Source organism: Brevibacillus sp. BC25, assembly GCF_000282075.1.
Lineage (GTDB): Bacteria > Bacillota > Bacilli > Brevibacillales > Brevibacillaceae > Brevibacillus.
This window is the reverse complement of the sequence record NZ_AKIX01000074.1, coordinates 46,065-63,883: the sequence shown is the minus strand read 5'-3', so window position 1 is coordinate 63,883 and position 17,819 is coordinate 46,065. Positions and strand designations below refer to the sequence as shown.

Genomic DNA, 17,819 nt, shown 5'->3' with positions numbered 1-17,819 from the left:
GGACGGGCAGATCAGACGGATCGGCGGGAGCCAATCGACCAAAGTAGACGTACGGGTAATCGCCGCAGTCAACGAAGCACCTCAGTCGCTCATGGAGCGAGGAGTCATGCGAACCGACCTGTACTACCGGATCAACGTCGTCTCTTTTGAGCTTCCGCCATTGCGCGAGCGCAGAGAAGATGTGGATATGCTGATTGATCATTTCTTGCAAAAGTTCAACCGGATCTTTGGTATGAATGTACGTGGAATCAGCAGTGAAGTGGCACGTTTGTTTGTTGCGTATGATTGGCCCGGGAACGTACGTGAACTGGAACATGTCATAGAAGCAGCCATGAATATGGTAGAGTCGGACATCATTTTGCTGGATCATCTACCGGCTCATTTGCTGGAACGCTCGCAGTCTGAGAAAGATGAAGCGCCAATTTCGGCACAACTCCTGTCAAAGGAAGGCTGTACGTTGCCCGAGATTTTGCGTGAGGTAGAGGAAAAGGTGATCAAGGATGCGATGCAGCAAACAGACGGCAATGTACTTCGGGCTGCCAAGCTCTTGGGCATCCCAAGACAGACGCTGCAATACAAGCTCTCGCAGCGGATGATCCCTCCCTGTTGAGTGCCGAAAATTCGGCAGACTCGTGAAGGTACAAAAGGGAAGGAAGCCCCCACGAAACGCTCTATTCCTTATTTTCTAAATCTTTTGATTTGTTGGCATGGCACTTGCATCTCTTGTTGGTTGAGTGAAACGATGAGGTTCACCATAAGACGAGAGGAGACGGGATGCACATGACAGTAGCGACAAAACGTGATTGGCGTTCGTTAGAACTTTGGAAGGATGTCACGGACGAGCAATGGAATGACTGGATGTGGCAGCTTACGCATACCATCAAGACGGTCGATGATTTGAAGCAGGTAATCAACCTGACACCGGAAGAGGAAGAGGGCGTACGTATTTCTTCGCAAACGATTCCACTCAACATCACACCGTACTATGCTCATCTGATGGATCCAGACGATCCAAGCGATCCGGTTCGCATGCAGTCTGTACCTTTGTCCTCTGAGATGGTTCGTACAAAATACGACATGGAAGACCCACTCCACGAAGATACTGATTCTCCTGTACCTGGTCTGACACATCGTTATCCAGATCGCGTGCTTTTCCTGGTGACGAACCAATGCTCCATGTATTGCCGTTACTGTACGCGCCGCCGCTTTTCCGGCCAGATCGGCATGGGCGTGCCAAAGAAACAGCTGGATGCCTGTATCGATTACATCCGCTCAAGACCAGAAGTCCGCGATGTACTGCTCTCCGGTGGAGACGGTTTGTTGATCAATGACCGCGTACTGGAATACATCATCAGCAGCCTGCGCGATATCCCGCATGTTGAAATTATTCGGATCGGTACGCGTGCACCAGTTGTATTCCCGCAGCGCATTACCGAAAACCTTTGCAATATCCTGAAAAAATACCATCCGGTTTGGCTCAATACACACTTTAACCATCCAAAAGAAATTACGCCAGAAGCGAAGCTGGCTTGCGAAATGCTCGCCAACGCAGGTGTTCCGCTTGGCAACCAGGCAGTAATCTTGGCTGGCATTAACGATTGTGCGAATACGATGAAAAAGCTAGTACAGGACCTGGTCAAAATCCGTGTCCGCCCGTATTACATCTATCAATGCGACCTGTCAGAGGGAATCGGACACTTCCGCGCGCCTGTCAGCAAAGGGATCGAAATCATTGAGCACCTGCGCGGCCATACTTCCGGCTATGCAGTGCCGACTTTTGTAGTAGACGCTCCACACGGCGGAGGGAAAATTCCAGTCAGCCCGAACTACATCATCTCGCAAGCGTCCGATAAAGTTGTCCTGCGTAATTTTGAAGGCGTTATCACGTCCTATCCAGAGCCGAAGCAATACCATGAGCATGATGAAGAAAACTGCGAATACTGCATGGCTGCAAAAGGCAAAGCAGTTGGTATCGCAGCACTCATGCAAGACGAGGTAGACAATCTGGAGCCGACTGATCTGCCGCGCAACAAGCGTATCAAAGCAACCAAGGTCAAATCACTCGCAGATGTGCGGTCGGAGCAAAAGACCAAAAAAGAACAGGTCACTACCGAGACGAAGGAAGCCTCAGGAAAATAAGCAGGATCAACAGCTACCCGTATGAAGGTAGCTGTTTCTTTTTTCGTAAGAATATTTCCAACTCTTCGAAGAGGATGGATGATTCGCAACTTGTGTGATAAGATCGAGTTATACCCATTATGAGCGGTCGCTCAGTATCGTTTCATTTTTCGAAAAAAATAAACAGACTGACTGAATACTCATTCATTTATTTCCATGATTCTGATAAGATAGAAAAAACGATTTCCACGTCCAAAGACAAACTCGCAATAGAGGGGAGTAGAAAACATGCTGGCACTCATTAATTTGATCGCCTTTTTCCTGGTTCTCGCTTACGGGCTATATTTAGCTGGACATGTCGTGTACAGCAGATACTTGTTTATCAAGCTGGGAAAAAAGCCGGATGTGAAAAATGACTTTGGGGCACGCATCAATCTGATGCTGGACAACGTCATTTTCCACAAGAAGCTGCTGAAAGACAAAAAGAGCGGTGTGATGCACGTCGTGATGTTTTACGGCTTCATCACCCTGCAATTCGGAGCCATTGAGCTGGTTATCAAAGGGCTTTCGAAAGGCTACGAGCTTCCTTTTGGTAGCGCTCACAAGTACTTCTCTGTCATGCAGGAGATCACCACGTTTCTCATCTTGGCTGCGGTCGGCTACGCTTTTTACCGCCGCTATATCGAAAAGCTCAAGCGTCTGAAGCGTGGCTTCAAATCGGGGCTCGTCCTCTTGCTGATTTCCTCCCTGATGGCGACCGTGTTGCTCTCGCTCGCTTTTGAACAAATTTGGCTCGGACATGAGCCATCGGCGTTCGCTCCGATCTCATCTGTTTTCGCGATCGTCTTCTCTGCGATTGGGGTAGGGACAACGGGTGCAACGGTAGGATTTTATATTTTTTGGTGGCTGCATCTGATCATCTTGCTCGGCTTTGCGGTGTATGTGCCGCAGTCCAAGCACGCGCATCTGCTGTTTGCGCCTGTCAACGTGTGGTTCAAGAAGCTGGACCCGCCAGGCAAACTGACTAGCATCAACTTCGAGGACGAGACGCAGGAAGAATTCGGTGTCGGCAAAATCGAGGATTTTACACAAACGCAGCTCATCGACCTGTACGCTTGTGTGGAATGCGGTCGCTGCACGAATATGTGCCCGGCCTCTGGAACGGGAAAAATGCTTTCCCCGATGGATCTGATTACGAAAATGCGCGACCATTTGACCGAAAAAGGTGCGTCGGTGACATCGCGTACACCATGGATGCCGAGCTTCGCTTTTTCGCAGACGACTGCCAATCAGATTGCGTTCCAAGCATCTGAAGTAGCGGCGACGGCGGAAGGAGCAACCGCGGTCTATGAGAAAAGCTTGATCGGCGATGTCATTACCGAGCAGGAGCTGTGGGCTTGTACGACCTGTCGCAACTGTGAAGACCAATGTCCGGTAATGAACGAGCACGTAGATAAAATCATCGATATGCGCCGCTATTTGGTTATGACAGAAGGCAGCATGCCAGCAGAAGCGCAGCGTGCCTTGAACAATATCGAGCGTCAGGGCAACCCGTGGGGAATCAACCGTAAAGACCGGACGAAATGGATTGAGGGTCTGAACGGTGAGTACGAGGTGCCAACTGTGAAGCAGGTCGAGGAATTCGAGTACTTGTTCTGGGTAGGCTCGATGGGATCATTTGACTTACGCAGCCAAAAAATTTCGCAGGCATTTGTGAAGCTCATGCACGAAGCAGGCGTGAAGTTCGCCATTTTGGGCAACGAGGAAAAGAACTCTGGCGATACGGCTCGCCGCATTGGTAACGAGTTCTTGTTCCAGCAACTGGCCCAAGAAAATATCGCTTTGTTTGAAGCGTATGAAGTCAAAAAAATCGTCACCTGTGATCCGCATGCGTTCAATACGTTTAAGAACGAGTATCCGGAGTTTGGGTTGAATGCAGAGGTGTACCACCACTCTGAGCTGTTGGCGGAGTGGATGAAGGAAGGCAAATTGAAGCCAACCAAGGAAGTCAAGGAACGCATCACCTACCACGATTCCTGCTACTTGGGCCGCTACAACGAAATTTACGACAAGCCACGCTTGATCCTCGAAGCCATTCCTGGCGTAGAGGTGGTCGAAATGAAGCGCAGCGGCTGCGACAGTATGTGCTGCGGAGCGGGCGGCGGCTTGATGTGGATGGAGGAACATGAGGGCTCTCGTGTCAACGTCACACGTACGGAGCAAGCTCTAGAGGTCAAACCGACGGAAATCGCCAGTGCATGCCCGTACTGCCTGACGATGATGAACGACGGAATCAAGACCAAAGAGCAGGAAGATTACGTTAAAACACGCGACGTCGCGGAAATTCTCGCAGACGCCATCTAGGTTCATATCATGCGCAAGTCTCGGTGCTAATCAAGCGACGAGGCTTGCGCATTATTTTTTTGCAAAAAACTGTAAGATAAAGGAGCCAGCTGAATCTAAAGGAGTGGGAAGGGAGTGAGGAAGCTGGAGCTTGCAGAGAGAAGCTTAACCAAAACAAAAGAGGCATTATTTGATGAATTGATCCGGCACTATTTGAAAAAGGTGCTGCGACTCGTGTATTTGATGGTCAAGGACCGCAGTCTGGCAGAGGATATCACACAGGAAGTGTTCCTGATAGCTTACAAAAACTTGGGGAAATTCCGACAAGAGAGCTCGATGCAGACATGGGTGTACCGAATCGCTGTCAACGAAGCGAAAAAACATCTGCGCTCGTGGTCGTTCCGTCACCTGTTTTTCAAACCGGAAGTGGACATAGAGGTAGTCGAGGGAGCAGAGTCGTCCGTTTTGCAAAATGATCTTCGCGCCCGTTTTGCCCGTCTCGTCATGAAGCTGCCGCATAGCTATCGTCAATTGATTGTTCTTCACTACTACGAGGAGTTGTCCGTAGAGGAGATCGCGGTCATTTTGGACACGTCTGCAGGAGCGATTTATACGAAAATGCACCGCGCACGCCAGAAGCTCAAAGTGCTGCTGGAAAAGGAGGGGATGGAATGAACCTGGACAAATGGCTCGTGGAATTCAAGGAAACGGCTGACCGGACACTGTTGCGCGGAATGGACGATACGACTGGCTTGGAGGAGCGGATTCGCATGAATATCGAGAAGAAAGGCAAGAAAAGGTTTCGTTTCATCTACCCTGTAAGCGCAGCACTTGTTGCGGTTGCGCTTGTCATCGGGTTTACCCCTTATTTACTGCAAAAGGAAAGCACGACGAGTATACATTCGCCGAATGGAACGTCTGCCGAGCCAGGGACCAATCAAAAGCCCGATCCAAAGGCTCACTCGGCTTCTGATGATCAGGTGATTATGGAAACGGTAGATGAAATCGTCGGTGCCTTGCGTGTTGGGTTGACACAAGAACAAATTAAAGAAAAGATTTCGGTCCCTTACACAGTTGTAGAGGATTATGGCGGAAGCGGGGACGATGGTACAGAAGAGTACTGGGGCTTTTCGATTTTTGCAAAAGAAGGATATCAGCGAAAAGACTGGACAATGATCGAGACAGAGGCTCTGCTAAAAAGAGACGTGGGCTTGGAGATGTTAGTTGGATGGAAGGATAAAAAGCTTCATTGGTATACGATAAGCTATGTCCAAGGCAAAGAGGTCTATCTTTTCAAACTGAACAGTAACGGTACCGTTAATGAGGATGTCATAGATGTCCCCAAGGATGGCATACAAACACCTCCAGCTCCGTCCATATTCGATTTAAAGCCAGAGGAAGAGGATCGTTTTTACAATTACATGTATGAGAAAAAAGATGACCTTTTGCGTGGATTATCTCCAATCGATGTATGGAAGCTGTATGTGAAAGCACAGCAAGAGGGTCAGCTCGAAATGCAGTACGCTTTGCATATCGAGGACGATGGATTCGAGAAGCCAACACCGGAGCAATACTTGGAAGATAGGAAGAAAGATCCGATTGGAGCAAGAAATAGCTGGAAGCAGTTGAAAAAGATGCGAGAATTGGCAAGTGACATAACGCTTGAGCAAACGTCTGACAAGGAAGCGGTTGTCTGGGTGACCTTCAAGGACAACAGGGATAAGGTTGCCTATAAAATGCTGAAAAACAAACAAGGTTTCTGGAAACTAAGCTGGATGGCACGACAATAGCAACAACAGCCTGGCTCTCACAAAAGTCAGGCTGTTCTTTTTTTCATTATTGATTGACTATTCGTACGGAAGACGGCAAAATAAAAGTATGCAAAATGAACGAACGCTCGATCAATTTAGTTTTTATTGATGTGAAACATCATCCGAATGGAGGTCATTCGATGAAAACAGTCATTGTAGGGGCAGCGCGTACCCCGTTTGGTAAGCTTGGCGGAGCTTTGAAAGCGCTATCGGCAGTGGAACTCGGCTCCATTGTAATCAAGGAAGCAGTAGAACGCGCTGGCATTTCCGGCGATCAGGTGGACGAAGTGATCATGGGTATGGTCTTGCAGGCAGGTGCGGGTCAGGTGCCCTCACGCCAGGCGGCTCGCAAGGCTGGTTTGTCGTGGAATGTAGCGAGTGAGACGATCAACAAAGTATGTGCGTCCGGGATGCGTGCAGTGACGATGAGTGACCAGATCATTCGCGCAGGGGACGGAGAAATCATCGTCGCGGGCGGCATGGAGAGCATGAGCAACGCACCGTATGCATTGCCGGATGCACGTTACGGAATGCGGATGGGAGATTCGACCGTTCGCGATCTCATGATGTACGACGGCCTCACTTGCCCGTTTCATCAAGTGGCGATGGCTGTTCATGGCAGCAATGTGGCGGAAGAGAACGGGATTACGCGAGAAGAGCAGGATGCGTGGGCGCTGCGCAGCCAGCAGCGAGCGGCACAAGCGATGGAAAAAGGACTTTTTGCCGACGAGCTTGTCTCGGTTTCCATTCCGCAAAGAAAAGGGGAGCCACTGCAAGTAACCGTCGATGAAGGACCACGTCCGGATACCACCGAGGAAGGATTGGCGAAGCTGCCACCCGTGTACAAAAAGGACGGAACAATCACGGCAGGCAATGCACCGGGAATCAACGACGGAGCGGCAGCAATGGTGCTGATGTCAGACGCGAAAGCACAACAGCTGAGCATCAAGCCGCTTGCGACGATACTGGGACACGCCGCGGTTGGTGCAGAGGCTCCTTATATCGCGACAACTCCGGGGCTTGCAATCAACAAGCTCTTGGAAAAGACAGGTGTCTCGCTTTCGGAGATCGATCTATTTGAGGTAAACGAAGCATTTGCCGCGGTGATTTTGACCAGTGGCAAAATCGTTGGCTGGGACGCAGAGAAAGTGAATGTAAACGGGGGAGCGATTGCGTTCGGACACCCGATTGGCGCGAGTGGTGCTCGGATCATTATGCACCTTGCTTATGAATTGAAAAGACGAGGCGGCGGCTTAGGGATCGCGGCAATTTGCAGTGGTGCCGCACAGGGTGACGCCATCTTGATTAAAGTAGAGTAAGGGAGGCCTTTTTGCATGAACGTACAAACGATTATGGTCATCGGGGCAGGACAGATGGGCAGCGGGATTGCCCAAGTAGCGGCACAGGCTGGCTTTCGCGTTTATTTGAACGACGTCCAGCAGGCTTTTGTGGAACGCGGCCTGGCTACGATTACGAAGAACTTGTCGCGCAACGTGGAAAAAGGCAAGCTCAGCGAAACGGAAAAGGAAGAGATTCTCGGTCGTTTGACACTGTCTACTGATCTAGCAGATGCGTCTGACGCAGATTTTGTGGTAGAAGCGGTGACGGAAAGCATGGCGGTCAAAACGCAAATCTATTCCAAGCTGGACGAGGTATGTCCGCCGCATACGGTGCTCGCGAGCAATACATCCTCCCTGCCAATTACAGAGATTGCCGCAGTTACGAAGCGGCCGGAAAAAGTAATCGGCATGCACTTCATGAACCCCGTTCCAGTGATGAAGCTGGTTGAGATTATCCGCGGCCTGCAAACAGCCGACGAGGTTTATCAGCTGACAGAAGATTTGTCCAAGCAAATGAGTAAGGTACCCGTGAGCGTAAACGATTTCCCTGGTTTTGTGTCCAATCGGGTACTGATGCCAATGCTGAATGAAGCAATTTATTGTGTGTACGAAGGAGTTGCAACACCGGAAGCGATCGACGAAGTCATGAAGCTGGGCATGAACCATCCGATGGGCCCGCTTCAGCTGGCTGATTTCATCGGCCTGGACACTTGCCTCTACATTATGGAGGTACTGCACGAAGGGTTCGGTGATTCAAAATACCGCCCATGCCCGTTGCTGCGCAAGTACGTCAAAGCAGGATGGCTAGGCAAAAAATCCGGTCGTGGTTTCTACGTGTACAGCTAGGCAAGGTAGTTCAAAAAGTCGTCTTTTGATCACGAAGTAGTACTGAAAGCGTATGCAACGTCGAAAGTGGCGTTCACCTTCGAAGTCCGGTGCTCATGTAGTTCTCTACATTCCGCTCCTCCTTCTTCAGGTTCTCGCCACTTTCTCGGTGCTAAAATGACGACTTTTTGAACCTTTGCTAGAGAGGACTTTTCGCAGAAAGGTAGGACGGACATGGATTTCCGATTGAACGAAGAGCAAGAGATGATGCGCCGTATGGTGCGAGACTTTGCCCAGAAAGAGATAGCACCTTTCGTCCCTGTGATGGAAGAGACGGACCAGTTCCCGCGTCAGATACTGAAAAAGATGGGCGAGATGGGGCTCATGGGCATTCCGATTGCCGAAGAGTGGGGAGGAGCAGGAGCGGACTTTATGTCCTACATTTTGGCCATTCACGAGATTTCCAAGGTGAGTGCGACAGTAGGCGTCATTTTGTCTGTGCATACCTCCGTCGGGACGAACCCGATTCTCTACTTCGGTACCGAGGAGCAAAAACGAAAATACGTAACCAAGCTTGCGAGTGGGGAATACCTCGGGGCTTTTGCCTTGACCGAGCCGCATGCAGGTTCTGATGCGAGCAGTATCCGAACCACAGCTGTGAAAAAAGATGATGAGTACATCCTGAATGGAAACAAAGTGTTCATCACGAACGGTGGAGAGGCAGATACGTATATCGCGTTTGCCGTAACTGACTCTACAAAGGGAACCAAGGGAATATCGGCCTTTATCGTAGACAAGGATACACCGGGCTTCACGGTTGGGAAAAAGGAAAAGAAGATGGGACTACACGGTTCCTATACGACAGAGCTCGTATTCGAAAATGCACGTGTACCGGCTGCCAACCTGCTGGGGCAGGAAGGGGAAGGCTTCTGTATCGCGATGGCGAATCTGGATTCCGGTCGGATCGGGATTGCTGCACAAGCCCTTGGTATTGCCGAGGCCGCAGTCCAATACGCGACAGAGTACGCGCGGGAACGCAAGCAGTTCGGACAACCGATTGCCAAGCAGCAAGCCATCGCCTTCAAGCTGGCTGATATGGCGACGAAAGCAGAAGTAGCCCGATTGCTAGTATACCGAGCGGCGTGGCTGCGCAGTCAAGGAATTGCTTGTGGAATGGAAGCCTCGATGGCAAAACGCTTTGCTACAGACGCCGCGATGGAGCTCGCCACAGAAGCCGTGCAAATCTTTGGTGGCTATGGCTACACCAGAGAATATCCGGTTGAGCGTCTATTCCGGGATGCGAAAGTAACGCAGATCTATGAGGGCACCAACGAAATTCAGCGAATCGTTATCGCCAAGCATTTGCTTGCTGATTAATAGAAAGATGAAAAACACATGGGGGAGTGATTCATATGAATTTTCAACTGACGGAAGAACATGACATGATGCGCAAAATGATTCGCGACTTTGCAGAGAATCAAGTAGCTCCGACAGCAGCCGAGCGCGATGAAGAAGAGTGCTTTGATCGTTCGATTTTTGAGCAAATGGCTGAGCTTGGACTGACAGGCATTCCTTGGCCGGAACAATACGGCGGAGCAGGTGCAGATTATCTGAGCTACGTCATTGCAGTGGAAGAACTCTCCCGTGTGGATGCCTCTATCGGTGTGACACTGTCCGCACATGTTTCCTTGGCGAGCTGGCCGATTTACAAATTCGGGACAGAAGAGCAAAAGCAAAAGTTTTTGCGTCCATTAGCAGAAGGCAAGAAGATGGGTGCGTACTGTTTGACTGAGGCGGGATCTGGCTCCGATTCTGCTGGAATGCGCACGACAGCCGTACGCGATGGTGATCACTACATTATTAATGGCAACAAAATTTTCATTACCAATGCGGGCGAAGCAGAAATCTACATCGTATTCGCAGTCACCCAACCAGAGCTAAAGCATAAAGGTATCACGGCTTTCATCGTAGAAAAAGGCATGGACGGCTTCACGATGGGGAAAAAGGAGAAAAAGCTGGGTATCCGTTCCTCGCCAACACTTGCGGTCAATTTTGAAGATGTGCGTGTGCCGGTAGAAAATAGACTGGGCGACGAAGGCCAAGGCTTCAAAATCGCGATGATGACGTTGGACGGTGGAAGAAACGGTATTGCCGCTCAAGCATTGGGAATTGCACAAGGTGCATACGAGCATGCACGGAACTATGCCAAAGAACGCAATCAGTTCGGCAAACCAATCGCTGCCTTGCAGGCAATCCAGTTCAAGCTGGCAGACATGGCTACCAAGATCGAGGCATCCCGTTTGCTCACTTACCAAGCAGCGTGGTTGGAGGATCAAGGTCTACCATATGGCAAAGCATCTGCAATGTCCAAAGTATTTGCAGGAGATACCGCAATGGAAGTTACAACCGAAGCTGTTCAAGTTTTCGGGGGTTACGGCTACACGCGGGAGTATCCTGTGGAGCGCTTCATGCGTGATGCCAAAATTACACAAATCTATGAAGGAACAAATGAAATCCAACGTGTCGTGATCAGCAACTTCGTCCTAAAAGAGTAGGTAGTTGTCCAGTCTTCCAACACGATTACACACATAGAAAAGAAAAGTTTGGCTTTGTGCTCTTACTCGCGTATAATGATCTGCGAATGATACAAAAGTAGAGTGTTTGCGCCTTCTTTTCTATGAGGCGTCTGACCAAACGCTCAGTCGGTTGGAAAGGTGGATTTTGGAGTGTCTGACAAGAGAAAAACGATACCGTCCCTGGTAAAGGACCCAAAACTGATCGAGAGAAGACGAGAGCAGATTATTGAGGCTGCCGTTCATCTCTTCATTAATAAAGGTTTTCATAAAACGACGACAAGGGAGATTGCCCGAGCGTCTGGATTTAGTATTGGTACGTTGTACGAGTATATCGAGTCAAAAGAAGACGTGCTCTATCTTGTTTGTGATGCCATTCATGCGGAGATGGAGACGCGCTTGCGTGAAGCGATCAATTTCAACGGAACTGGCTTGAAAACATTAAAGGTTGCACTAAAGAGTCTGATCCGCGTGATGGATCAGATGAGCGACCGCGTTTTGCTTATTTATCAGGAAGCCAAATCATTGCCGAAAGAAACACTCCGCTACGTGTTGGGGCGTGAAGAAGCCATTTCGCACATTTTCGTCGAAATCCTGGAAAAAGGGATTGCTGATGGTTCGCTGCGCATTGACGAAAAGAACGTCAAGCTGATGGCGGACAATATCATGGTACTGGGCGAAATGTGGGTGTTCCGCCGTTGGGCATTGAAAAAGCACTATACCATTGAGGAGTACACAGAGAAGCAAATTGCGCTTCTGCTTCGCGAAATCAGTGTCTCCGATTAATAAGAGAGTTTAAAAAGTCTGGAAAACATAGAGTGCCAAGCATACCTCGCGTCTACCGTGCCTTGATCTGCTTGGCCCTGTTTTTCCTCCTTTTTAAACTTATGAAAAGGAGAGTGGAACGATGGAAACGGAAGTGTATCGTCCGCAAAACAAGGTTCGCTTTGTGACCGCAGCCAGTCTGTATGATGGTCACGACGCCTCGATTAATATCATGCGCCGTATTTTACAATCGTCGGGAGTAGAGGTCATCCATCTCGGACACAACCGCTCTGTTGACGATATTGTAACAGCCGCTGTCCAGGAGGATGTGCAAGGGATTGCCATCAGTTCCTACCAAGGCGGTCATGTGGAGTATTTCAAATACGTAATTGATCTATTACGCGAGCGGGGAGCAGAGCATATCCGTGTTTTTGGCGGCGGTGGCGGTGTTATCGTTCCACGCGAGATTCGGGAATTGGAAGAGTACGGAGTCTGTAAAATTTACTCGCCAGATGACGGCAGACGATTGGGCTTGCAGGGCATGATCAACGACATGATCAGACATAGCGATTTCCCAACCGTTAAGCAGCTGGAGGAAGAAGTAGCAGGCTTGCGTGAGCAAAACCACCAGGCGATTGCCCGGCTTATTTCCGTTGCAGAGTATGCAGTGGACCAGCCCGTATGGACAGAACCTCTCCGTGAAAGTTTAGTGGAAGCTGATTCAACCATTCCGGTATTAGGGATCACAGGTACGGGTGGAGCAGGAAAAAGCTCATTAACCGATGAGCTTGTTCGTCGATTTATTCGCATTTATCCCGAGAAGACGGTTGCGATCTTGTCTGTCGATCCATCCAAGCAAAAATCAGGTGGAGCGTTACTTGGTGACCGCATCCGCATGAATGCCAACTCGACACCGCGTGTTTACATGCGCAGTCTCGCCACCCGCAAATCGGGCATGGAGCTGTCTGCTGCATTAAAAGACGCGATTCAAGTAACCCGTTCTGCCCATTTTGATCTGATTATTGTGGAAACGAGCGGGATTGGTCAGGGGGATGCGCAGGTCACAGAAGTGTGCGACGTCTCCATGTACGTCATGACCAGTGAATTCGGGGCACCATCTCAATTGGAAAAGATTGATATGCTCGACTTTGCTGATGTGATCGCGATCAACAAATTTGAGCGCAAAGGCTCGGAGGACGCTCTTCGCGAGGTTCGCAAGCAATATCGACGCAATCACCAGCTTTTTGAGCTGCCAGATGAGAAGGTTCCTGTGTATGGTACGATTGCGAGCCAGTTTAACGATCCAGGAACGAATGTATTGTTTGCTGCTCTGATGCATCGAATTGTAGAAAAGACTAGCGTTGACTGGTCTGTAGAGCACTTGGACACGACTCCCGTAAGGATTCATAAAACTTCGTTGATTCCGACAGAGAGAATCAATTATTTGCAAGACATTGCCAACACGGTCCGCCAATACCGTGCCTATGCCGAAGAGCAGTCGTTGATTGCGCGCAAGCTGTTCCAGTTGCAGGGCGCAAAGGAGACGGTTCTTGCCTCGGGAGATTCTGCAGCTGTTGAGCTGGCAGCGGTGCTCGATAAACAAATCGTTCTCTTTGAAGAAAAGCTGCATCCGGAGTGCCGACGTATCCTGGAAAATTGGCCCAAGCTCAAGGAAGCGTATCGGAAGGATCAATTCGTCACGAAAATTCGCGACAAGGAATTGGTTACCAAGCTTTTCAGCGAATCGTTGTCGGGTACACGCATTTCAAAAGTAGCCGTCCCTGATTACGAAGATTGGGGCGAAATTTTAAAGTGGTCCTTAAAAGAAAATGTTCCAGGGGAATTCCCGTATACCGCAGGAGTATTTCCGTTTAAACGCGAGGGAGAAGACCCCAAGCGACAATTTGCAGGCGAAGGTACTCCAGAGCGGACCAACAGACGCTTTCACTTCCTGTCTCAAAATGATGAAGCGAAGCGACTCAGTACGGCTTTTGACTCAGTAACGCTGTATGGTGAGGACCCTGACTACCGCCCGGATATATACGGGAAAATTGGTACGAGTGGTGTCAGTATTTGCACTCTGGATGACATGAAAAAGCTGTACGCCGGCTTTGACCTTTGTGCGCCTAGCACTTCTGTGTCCATGACAATCAACGGTCCTGCGCCGATGATTTTGGCTATGTTCATGAATACGGCGATCGAGCAGCAGCTGGATGCTTTTGTCCAAAAAGAAGGGCGCCAGCCTACCGAGGACGAAGCCAAGAAAATCAGAGCGTACACGCTGTCGACTGTTCGCGGAACTGTTCAGGCAGATATTTTGAAAGAGGATCAGGGGCAAAACACGTGTATCTTCTCGACAGAATTTGCCTTGCGGATGATGGGGGATATCCAGCAGTATTTTATCGACCAGAAAGTCCGGAACTACTACTCTGTGTCCATTTCCGGCTATCATATTGCGGAGGCGGGGGCGAATCCGATTACGCAGCTTGCGTTTACGCTGTCTAACGGATTTACCTATGTCGAGTACTATTTAAGCCGCGGCATGAACATCGATGACTTTGCACCAAACCTGTCCTTCTTCTTCTCTAATGGTCTCGATCCGGAATACACCGTGATTGGGCGTGTGGCTCGCCGAATTTGGGCAACTGTGATGAAAAATCGTTATGATGCAAATGACCGCAGCCAAAAGCTGAAGTACCATATCCAGACATCCGGCCGTTCCTTGCACGCACAGGAGATGGATTTCAATGATATCAGAACGACCTTGCAGGCCTTGATTGCCATTTACGACAACTGTAATTCTCTTCATACGAATGCATACGACGAAGCGATTACGACCCCAACAGAGAACTCTGTGCGGCGTGCGATGGCAATTCAGATGATCATCAACAAGGAAATGGGACTCGCGAAAAATGAGAACCCGCTTCAAGGGGCATTCATCATCGATGAGTTGACTGATCTGGTAGAAGAGGCAGTTATGCAAGAGTTTGAGCGGATCAGTTCTCGCGGAGGCGTGCTGGGGTCGATGGAGACTCAATACCAGCGCGGCAAAATTCAAGACGAGTCCATGTATTACGAAATGAAAAAGCATACGGGCGAGTTGCCAATTATTGGGGTAAACACGTTCATTAATCCGAATGCATCTGAGGATGATTACGAGATTGAATTGGCTCGCGCAACTGAAGAGGAAAAAGAACAGCAAATCATAAATCTCCGTGCATTCCAGGAGCGCCACAAGGATGTGTCTGCGGCTGCGCTGCGCCGTCTGCAGGAAGTAGCCATGGCGGGAGAGAACATCTTTGCCGAGCTGATGGAGACGGTAAAAGTAGCATCGCTTGGACAAATCAGTGCTGCTCTGTATGAAGTGGGCGGCCAATACCGCAGAAATATGTAAGACAAATCCCTCGGTAGCGATTGCCGGGGGATGTCTTTGGTTTTGGTGTCGACAAGAATTAGTCAGCCCCTGTTTGAAAGCCTTGCATTTTCGTCTAAAATAAGGAATACTGTATGATAGCCTTCTTATGTTGTACGATGTACAATCAAAGAAATCGATATCATTTATGAATGACTTATACAAGCCTGCGTCCCCCGAACAGGGCACCGGGTAAGTATTCAAATCAATCGTTTTCATATGGAAAGGACGTGCCCTGAGTGAGTCAATTGTTTGCTCATATTGATTCCGAGAAACTGAGTGAGATGGCGTTAGTTGACATTGCGTATGAAATTTTGCGTCAAACTAACCGCACTTACAACTTCCGCGAGCTGATGAATGAACTGGTTGCAGTGCGCAAGCTGACTGATGAACAACTCATGGCAATCATCGCGCAAGTATACACAGAAATTAACATTGATGGCCGTTTCGTGTGCCTCGGTGACAATGTATGGGGATTGAAACGCTGGTACCCAACCGACACCGTGGAAGAAACCCAAGAAGGTGGCGGAACAAAGAAGAAGAAAATCGTCACGGAAGACGACTTCGACGATTACGATTCCGAAGACGAAGGTGTCGAAGAATTCGAGGAAGACGATGTTGTCATCTTTGAGGACGAAGAGGAATTCGTCGACGAAGATTCTGAAATCGAAGAAGAAGAAATCGATGGAGAAATCGACGAGGAAGAACTCGAAGACGAAGATGATGAGATGTTCGAAGAGGGCGAAGAGCTTGCGGAAGAGGAATCTGACGAAGAGCCCGACGACGAAGACGAGAAATAGGTCCTTGACTTCCGCTTAAGGGACAGATAAAATACTCCTTGGGCTTCACATGAAGAAGGATCAAATATGGGAAACTATAAAACAAAAGTGCCCCTACCCCATTTCTTTACGGGATAGGACTCGCTTTTGTTTTTCTTTTTTTTTGGAGCCGTCTTCATTCGATTTTTATAACAACTTAAGGGTGAGGGAAAGAGGGGACGTAAACGATGACGAAGTATATTTTTGTGACAGGCGGGGTTGTATCCTCGTTGGGAAAAGGAATTACAGCGGCTTCTCTGGGCCGACTCTTGAAAAATAGGGGTCTGAAGGTAACCATCCAGAAGTGTGACCCATACATCAACGTTGACCCGGGAACGATGAGTCCGTATCAACACGGGGAAGTTTTCGTAACGGACGATGGTGCGGAAACAGACCTGGACTTGGGCCACTATGAGCGCTTTATCGATATCAACCTGAGCGCTAACTCCAATATGACGACTGGGAGAATTTACTCGACTGTCATCGCCAAAGAACGCCGTGGCGACTATTTGGGAGGAACCGTTCAAGTTATTCCTCACATCACGAACGAAATCAAAGATCGCATTTTCCGTGCAGGTCGCGAAACCGGGGCAGATGTAGTGATTACCGAGATCGGTGGAACTGTTGGAGATATCGAGAGCTTGCCATTCCTTGAATCCATCCGCCAGATCAAAAGTGACATCGGTCGTGAAAACGTCATGTACATTCACGTAACCCTGGTACCATATATCAAGGCAGCAGGTGAAATGAAAACCAAGCCTACGCAACATAGCGTGAAAGAACTGCGCAGCTTGGGTATTCAACCAAATGTGATCGTGACACGTACGGAGCAACCGATGACGCAAGAAATGAAAGACAAGTTGGCTCTGTTCTGTGATATCGATAAAAACGCGGTAGTGGAATGTGTAGACGCTGATAGCCTTTACGATGTACCACTGCAATTGCAAGCACAAGGCTTGGACGATTATGTATGCCGCCACTTGGGTATGACTTGCCAGGAAGCGGATATGACCGAGTGGAAATCGCTCGTATCGAAAATCAAAAACCTGTCCAAGACGACTACCATTGCAATCGTTGGTAAATATGTAGAATTGCATGATGCGTACTTGTCCGTAGCAGAAGCGCTGTACCATGGTGGCTATGCGAACGACTCCAAAGTAGAAATCAAATGGGTGCACGCGGAAGAAGTTACGCCAGAAAATGTTGGCGAACTGCTCGGTGATGTAAATGGTATCCTCGTACCAGGCGGCTTTGGCGATCGCGGTATCGAAGGTAAAATCATCGCTACGCGCTATGCTCGTGAAAATAAAGTACCATTCCTCGGAATTTGCCTGGGTATGCAAATCGCTGTGATCGAGTTCGCTCGCCACGTAGCGGGTATGGGCGGCGCAAACAGCTCCGAGATCAACCCGAATACAGCGTATCCGGTTATTGACCTCTTGCCAGAGCAAAAAGATATCGAGGACAAGGGCGGTACAATGCGTCTGGGTCTCGGTCCAACCAAAGTGGAAGAAGGCACGCTGACTGAGGCTGCATACGGAAGTACCCTCGTTTATGAGCGTCATCGTCATCGCTATGAAGTGAACAACGAATACCGTGATCAATTGGCGCAATTGGGCTTGCGTTTTGCGGGTACAACTCCAGATGGTCGTCTGGTTGAAATCGTGGAAGTTCCAGAACATCCATGGTATGTAGCGACACAGTTCCACCCAGAGTTCACATCCCGTCCGAACCGTCCACAGCCATTGTTCCGTGACTTCGTGAAGGCTTCCCTGAACCTGAACAAATAACATAGTTCGATAAATAGAAAGACG

The 17,819-nt window shown here is 49.2% G+C and carries 13 protein-coding genes; all 13 read left to right on the top strand.

Features of this window, described 5'->3' with window-relative positions; all coding sequences use genetic code 11:
* On the top strand, positions 1-610 hold a 610-nt coding region (locus PMI05_RS19845), incomplete at its 5' end, for a helix-turn-helix domain-containing protein (RefSeq protein WP_007725555.1).
* 164 nt (positions 611-774) lie between these two features.
* Positions 775-2,139 (top strand): lysine 2,3-aminomutase, encoded by a 1,365-nt coding sequence (ablA, locus tag PMI05_RS19840; RefSeq protein WP_007725554.1) that lies wholly within the window; start codon positions 775-777, stop codon positions 2,137-2,139.
* Between the two features lie 267 nt (positions 2,140-2,406).
* Positions 2,407-4,482, top strand: coding sequence for a heterodisulfide reductase-related iron-sulfur binding cluster (locus tag PMI05_RS19835; RefSeq protein WP_007725553.1), 2,076 nt, complete (start codon positions 2,407-2,409; stop codon positions 4,480-4,482).
* A gap of 114 nt (positions 4,483-4,596) precedes the next feature.
* Complete coding sequence (locus PMI05_RS19830) at positions 4,597-5,136, top strand: sigma-70 family RNA polymerase sigma factor (protein ID WP_007725552.1); 540 nt, start codon at positions 4,597-4,599, stop codon at positions 5,134-5,136.
* Positions 5,133-6,251: a hypothetical protein gene (locus PMI05_RS19825; protein WP_007725551.1), complete on the top strand. Its 1,119-nt coding sequence runs from the start codon at positions 5,133-5,135 to the stop codon at positions 6,249-6,251. Before PMI05_RS19830 ends, PMI05_RS19825 begins: the two co-directional genes overlap by 4 nt.
* Before the next feature lie 161 nt (positions 6,252-6,412).
* Positions 6,413-7,591: an acetyl-CoA C-acetyltransferase gene (locus tag PMI05_RS19820; protein WP_007725549.1), complete on the top strand. Its 1,179-nt coding sequence runs from the start codon at positions 6,413-6,415 to the stop codon at positions 7,589-7,591.
* A 15-nt stretch (positions 7,592-7,606) separates the two neighbouring features.
* Positions 7,607-8,458, top strand: a complete 852-nt coding sequence (locus PMI05_RS19815; RefSeq protein ID WP_007725547.1) for a 3-hydroxybutyryl-CoA dehydrogenase — start codon at positions 7,607-7,609, stop codon at positions 8,456-8,458.
* Positions 8,459-8,671: 213 nt separating this feature from the next.
* Positions 8,672-9,814, top strand: a complete 1,143-nt coding sequence (locus PMI05_RS19810; protein WP_007725545.1) for an acyl-CoA dehydrogenase — start codon at positions 8,672-8,674, stop codon at positions 9,812-9,814.
* 35 nt (positions 9,815-9,849) lie between these two features.
* A complete protein-coding gene (locus tag PMI05_RS19805) occupies positions 9,850-10,992 on the top strand; it encodes an acyl-CoA dehydrogenase (protein ID WP_007725543.1) in 1,143 nt (380 codons plus the stop codon).
* A 171-nt stretch (positions 10,993-11,163) separates the two neighbouring features.
* A complete protein-coding gene (locus tag PMI05_RS19800) occupies positions 11,164-11,796 on the top strand; it encodes a TetR/AcrR family transcriptional regulator (RefSeq protein WP_007725542.1) in 633 nt (210 codons plus the stop codon).
* Between the two features lie 121 nt (positions 11,797-11,917).
* Positions 11,918-15,169, top strand: coding sequence for a fused isobutyryl-CoA mutase/GTPase IcmF (gene icmF / locus PMI05_RS19795; protein ID WP_007725541.1), 3,252 nt, complete (start codon positions 11,918-11,920; stop codon positions 15,167-15,169).
* 257 nt (positions 15,170-15,426) lie between these two features.
* Positions 15,427-15,987 carry a DNA-directed RNA polymerase subunit delta gene (rpoE, locus tag PMI05_RS19790; RefSeq protein ID WP_007725540.1) on the top strand — a complete coding sequence of 187 codons (561 nt, stop codon included), beginning with the start codon at positions 15,427-15,429 and terminating at the stop codon, positions 15,985-15,987.
* 206 nt (positions 15,988-16,193) lie between these two features.
* Positions 16,194-17,795, top strand: a complete 1,602-nt coding sequence (locus PMI05_RS19785; RefSeq protein ID WP_007725539.1) for a CTP synthase — start codon at positions 16,194-16,196, stop codon at positions 17,793-17,795.
* Positions 17,796-17,819: the final 24 nt, after the last annotated feature.